At 43.0% G+C, this 1650-nt stretch carries 1 pseudogene; it reads right to left on the minus strand.

The features are described 5' to 3' along the window. Positions 1-456 precede the first annotated feature (456 nt). Positions 457-1650 (minus strand): annotated as a pseudogene (locus ACR2F7_RS03670) (SusC/RagA family protein); the annotation flags it as partial.

The raw sequence follows: 1650 nt of genomic DNA on the forward strand, positions 1-1650 counted from the left end.
AGGCTCCGTGAACTGCCAAGTATTCAACTAGAATTTGTGCACTTTGACGGTAAATGCGCTTGTTATGATATCTTATCGCTCGCCCGGTGTCCATCGAGAAAGTCGGATGTAGCCATGTCGTTCTGTGAGCCAAGGAGTTGATAATATGCCTTGTCTTCCTAAGACCGCTTGGCCTCCGACTTAGGCTCCGTGAACTGCCAAGTATTCAACTAGAATTTGTGCACTTTGACGGTAAATGCGCTTGTTATGATATCTTATCGCTCGCCCGGTGTCCATCGAGAATAGGTTAACCCTCGGCAATTAAAGCGCTACGCCCTTTTATTCATGTAGCCCAATCTGGAGAAGGCTGAATGGGATGAATGGTTGCAAGAGGAGTGGGAGAAGTCAAGATTTTACTCGATGAATCTTCCTTGCAAAACTACCTTCCCTCACAATTTAAATGACAGTCTTGCAGCTTCATCTAGCGGATGTTCCGTAACCCACACGCAGTTTCAAATTATTGATCACCTTTGAGTCTGCCATGAATTTCTCTTCAGATATTCTCCATGCCGCTGCTGCGGAAGGAAAATATCCCCATTGATTCCCCTGGGCGAATTTTGAGGAACCATCAGCACGTAAGGTGAAATTCACAAGGTAACGGCCCTTGTAATTGTATGAACTGCGGCCAAAAAACGAGGCCAGGCCTACTGTACTTTTACCAGAGCCATATACATTTTTAACGTTCACCGATGAGCTTACATCATTAAGACCGAAGTTATTTTCCGGGAACTGGTAATAGGTATTATCTAGATTGATAGACTCACTGTAAAAGGTTTCCTGACCAAGGAGGAAGTTTAATTGATGGCCATTATAATCATGTCCCCAGTTGATGGTATTGGTGAGCTGCCAGGTATATTTTTCACTATTGTCTCTGGATCCATAAGGACCAAGGTTATTTTGTGCAGTTTTTGTACGTCCGTCATCCCAATAATCAGCACGTGTTTGGCCCCACAAATAACTTCCCGCAGAGCGGAAGGTGATATCTTTTGCAATGTCTATATCCAGGCCAAGGTTACCAGTGAAAATACGGCTCCATTTGTTATTGGTCACAGCGTCATTGGTAATGATTGGATTATAAATATCAAACTGAGAATCGTAGAGCAGCATATCATCACTGATATCTGTTACAATCAGTTGCTCATTTGTATAGCGGATACCTCCAGTTACTGGTTGAAGAACAGTCATTTTCAGTCCCCCAGCCAATGACCCGCCACCTTCAATCCTGGTATCCTGGAAATTGGTCATAAAATCTGTGCGGACACCTTTCCAAAGTTCATGGTTAACTTTTAAGCGGACACCATTTTTATTGTATCCATGTTTTTCCATAATTCCCTTTTGACCTGTATTGTTGTAGCTGAGCATGTACTTTGTTTTGTCTGATCCTCCACTTACATTGATGTTGTGGTTCTGACTTAAGGCACTGCCTCCAAATACCAGATCCTGCCAATCGATCCCTTCACGTGTTCCATACTCGCTATTGATGCGATCATAAGCACCTGTAAAGAAATCCGGATCATCTACATTTCCACCGAAGTAAGAAGCCCAGTTGGCCTGTTTACCAGAAAGCGTTTGAAATTCATATTGATACTTGGTATAATCAAGTACATTGAG

The organism is Pedobacter sp., assembly GCF_045628745.1.
In the GTDB taxonomy this organism is placed as follows: Bacteria; Bacteroidota; Bacteroidia; order Sphingobacteriales; family Sphingobacteriaceae; genus Pedobacter.